Source organism: Micromonospora sp. NPDC049580 (assembly GCF_040675595.1).
Lineage (GTDB): Bacteria > Actinomycetota > Actinomycetes > Mycobacteriales > Micromonosporaceae > Micromonospora.
Genome location: NZ_JBFAPG010000588.1, coordinates 1 through 3,472 on the forward strand (window position 1 = coordinate 1; position 3,472 = coordinate 3,472).

The 3,472-nt window shown below is 70.6% G+C and carries 3 protein-coding genes; 2 read left to right on the forward strand and 1 reads right to left on the reverse strand.

Annotated elements, in window-relative coordinates:
* The coding region (locus AB0J68_RS29510) for a catalase (protein ID WP_363941844.1) at window positions 1–1,884 on the reverse strand (1,884 nt) is incomplete at its 3' end.
* Between the two features lie 183 nt (window positions 1,885–2,067).
* Here AB0J68_RS29510 and AB0J68_RS29515 point away from each other — a divergent pair.
* Both AB0J68_RS29515 and AB0J68_RS29520 read left to right on the forward strand, forming a co-directional pair.
* On the forward strand, window positions 2,068–2,964 hold the full coding sequence (locus AB0J68_RS29515; protein WP_363941846.1) for an alpha/beta hydrolase: 897 nt from the start codon (window positions 2,068–2,070) through the stop codon (window positions 2,962–2,964).
* A gap of 132 nt (window positions 2,965–3,096) precedes the next feature.
* Window positions 3,097–3,472 (forward strand): ATP-binding cassette domain-containing protein (locus tag AB0J68_RS29520; protein WP_363941849.1); only part of this gene is annotated, 376 nt, incomplete at its 3' end.

Consider the following 3,472-nt stretch of genomic DNA (forward strand, 5'->3'; position numbering starts at 1 on the left):
GATCAGCAGCGGCACCATGCCGGCCTCGAACACGGCCCGGCGGACCTCGCCGACGCCGTCCAGGTCACCGTCGGGGTCCACGACGATCCCGACCATCCGGCCGTCGGCGGGCCACTCCCTGCCGACCTGCGACAGGACCGGGCTCGGGGCGACGTCGGCCAACGGCACCGTCGGCTGCGGCGCGGGCAGCCCCAGGCCGGTGGCGACCTGCTCGCACAGCACCGGGTCGATGTTGGCGAGGCACTGGAGCTGGCGCTCCTTGATCGCCTGGTGGTAGCACTTGCCCAGCTCGAAGGTGTACGCCCGGATGATGTGCTCCTTCTCGACCGGCGACATGCTCAGCCAGAACAGGCGTACCTGGCTGTAGTGGTCGTCGAACGACGCTGGGTTGGCCCGAACCTTGGGCGCCTGCGCCACGGTCACCGGCACGTCGAGGAACGCGTTCTCGGCGTCGCCGGCCGGGAAGGGGTTGCCACCGTCGAGCGAGTTCGGCCGGTACGGCGCCACCCCGGCGTGCACGGCGTGCTGGTGGAAGCCGTCGCGCAGCATGTCGTTGACCGCGGCGTGCGGGCGGTTGATCGGGATCTGTGCGAAGTTCGGCCCGCCGAGGCGGGTGAGCTGCGTGTCGACGTACGAGAAGAGCCGGCCCTGCAACAGCGGGTCGTTCGTGACGTCGATGCCCGGCGGCAGGTGGCCGAGGTGGAAGGCGACCTGCTCGGTCTCGGCGAAGAAGTTCGTCGGCGTCCGGTTGAGGACCAGCCTGCCGATCGGCTGCACCTCCGCCAGTTCCTCCGGAACGATCTTCGTGGCGTCCAGCAGGTCGATCCCGGCGAAGGTCTCCTCGGGAGTGTCGGGGAAGACCTGGATGCCGAGTTCCCACTCGGGGAACGCGCCGGCCTCGATCGCGTCGTAGAGGTCCCGGCGGTGGAAGTCGGGGTCGATGCCGCCGAGCAGCTGCGCCTCCTCCCAGGTCAGGGAGTGCACACCGAGCTTCGGCTTCCAGTGGAACTTCGCCAGCACCGTCTCCCCGGCCTCGTTGACGAGGCGGAAGGTGTGCACACCGAACCCCTCCATCGTCCGGTACGAGCGCGGGATGCCCCGGTCGGACATGTTCCACATGGCGTGGTGCTGCGCCTCGGTGTGCAGCGAGACGAAGTCCCAGAAGGTGTCGTGCGCGCTCTGCGCCTGCGGGATCTCACGGTCGGGGTGCGGCTTCGCGGCGTGGATGATGTCGGGGAACTTGATGGCGTCCTGGATGAAGAAGACCGGCATGTTGTTGCCGACCAGGTCGAAGGTGCCCTCGTCGGTGTAGAACTTCGTCGCGAAGCCACGCGTGTCCCGGACCGTGTCGGCCGAGCCGCGCGACCCGAGCACTGTGGAGAACCGGACGAAGACCTCCGTCTCGCGCCCCTTCTTGAGGAAGCCGGCCCGGGTCACCGCCTCGGCGGTGCCGTAGGCCGTGAACACCCCGTGCGCGCCCGCGCCCCGGGCGTGCACCACACGCTCTGGAATGCGCTCGTGGTCGAAGTGCGTGATCTTCTCGCGCAGGTGGTGGTCCTGGAGCAGCACCGGCCCCCGGGGCCCGGCCTTGAGCGAGTGGTCGGTGTCGCGCAGTCGCGCCCCGTTCGCCGTGGTGAGGTACGCGCCCTGCTGGCCCTTCGCGGCCGCCGGCACGCCGGTCTCGGCGCCGGTCGGCGTACGGGTCTGCGGTTGGCCCTGCTCCGGCTTCGGCGGCAGCGGGTCGTGGGGCGAGGTCGGTTCCTCGACGGGTGGGGGTGCGCTGCCCGGGGCGCCGGGCACCTCGGGCGTCAGAGCGTCGGCGATCTTTTCGGAGGCGGTCTTCACGACGTTCTTGACCGCCTCGGCGGGCTTGCTGGAATCCACTGGTGTGAACCTCTCCATGGAGCGTTTGGGCAGGCCCCTGCACCCCTACCCCTGGTTGGAGGGTCGAAACGCGCAGAAGATCCGATCTGCGGGCGGGACTGGTGATTTCACCGATGCGGGGGCCGGGCGGAGCGGCGAAGACTGACGAACGTCGATATCGCTCGACTCTAGGGAGTGCCCGACGTGTCGTCACCAACCACCACCCGTCCCCGTTCCGCGCCCGCTCGCGCCGTCCGGCTCGCGCTGGCCGCCACCCTGCTCGCCGCCGGTGTCCTCGCCGGACCCGCCCCCGCCCAGGCGGCCAGCCCGTACGAGCGGGGCCCCGCCCCGACCACCGCGATCCTGGAGGCCAGCCGCGGCCCCTTCGCCACCGCCTCGCAGAGCGTGTCCTCGTTGAGCGTCACCGGCTTCGGCGGCGGGGTCATCTACTACCCGACCAGCACCAGCGAGGGCACGTTCGGCGCCGTCGCCATCTCGCCCGGCTACACGGCCGCGTGGTCCAGCATCAGCTGGCTCGGGCCGCGGATCGCCTCGCACGGCTTCGTGGTGATCGGGATCGAGACCAACAGCCGGTTCGACCAGCCGGACAGCCGTGGCCGGCAGCTGCTCGCCGCGCTCGACTACCTCACCGAACGCAGCTCGGTGCGCAGCCGCATCGACAGCAGCCGCCTCGCGGTCGCCGGCCACTCGATGGGCGGCGGCGGCAGCCTGGAGGCCGCCTCGGCGCGGCCGTCGTTGCAGGCCGCGGTGCCCCTCGCGCCCTGGAACACGGACAAGAGCTGGTCCGAGCTGCGGGTGCCCACGCTGATCATCGGCGGCGAGAGCGACACGGTCGCGCCGGTCGCGTCGCACTCGGTGCCGTTCTACACCAGCATCCCGGCCTCGACCGAGAAGGCGTACCTGGAGTTGAACGGCGCGAGCCACTTCTTCCCGCAGACGGTCAACACGCCGACGGCCCGCCAGATGGTGGCCTGGTTGAAGCGGTTCGTCGACGACGACACCCGCTACGAGCAGTTCCTCTGCCCGGGCCCGAGCGGGTCGGCGATCGAGGAGTACCGCAACACCTGCCCCAGTTACTGAGCGGGTCGGGCCGGGGGTGGTCGCCGTTGGCGGCCGCCCCGGTCGCGTCAGCGCATCGAAGGTCTTGACGCCATAACCGAGAAACGTACACTGCGAGTGTAAATAACACCCGCCACGGCAGAGGGATGGGTGATGGAACGCGGGCTCGAACTGCACGGCATCGGCGTCCGTTTCGGCGGCCTCACGGCCCTCGACGACGTCTCGCTGCGAGTGCCACCCAACCGGGTGGTGGGCGTGATCGGGCCCAACGGCGCCGGCAAGACCACGTTGTTCAACGTGATCTGCGGCTTCGTGACGCCCCAGACGGGTTCGCTCACTCTCGACGGTCGTCCGCTGCGACCACGGCCGCACCGGCTGACCAGACTCGGCATCGCCCGGACCCTGCAGGGGACCGGGCTCTTCGCCGGTCTCAGCGTCCTGGAGAACGTGATGACCGGCGCGTCGCACACCGCCCGCGCCGGCTTCGGGCCGGCGCTCGTCGCGGTCGCTGCGGGGCAGCCCGAGCAGC